This window comes from Cellulomonas sp. GbtcB1 (genome assembly GCF_019091725.1).
Classification (GTDB): domain Bacteria; phylum Actinomycetota; class Actinomycetes; order Actinomycetales; family Cellulomonadaceae; genus Cellulomonas.
Map to the genome: position 1 here is coordinate 1 of NZ_JAGXJG010000216.1, position 281 is coordinate 281.

Here is a 281-nt window from a genome sequence, read left to right on the forward strand (position 1 = left end):
GTCGGCAACGCGCGCGAGCCGATGGGCCAGGCCTTCGTGCCGACGGAGGGCGGCGAGCAGCTGTTCGTGGTCGTGAACCACCACAAGTCGAAGGGCTCCGCCGGCCCGTGGCCGGGCGACGCCGACACCGGCGACGGCCAGGGTGCGTCCAACGAGTCCGGGGTCCGCCAGGCCGAGGCGCTGCGCGACTGGGTGCCGACGGTGCAGGGCGAGGCCGAGGCGGTCGCGCTGCTCGGCGACTTCAACTCCTACACCCAGGAGGACCCGCTGCAGGTGCTGTA

At 73.3% G+C, this 281-nt stretch carries 1 pseudogene; it reads left to right on the plus strand.

From position 1 onward, the window contains the following. A pseudogene (locus KVT14_RS20335) lies at positions 1–281 on the plus strand (glutamate--cysteine ligase); the annotation flags it as partial.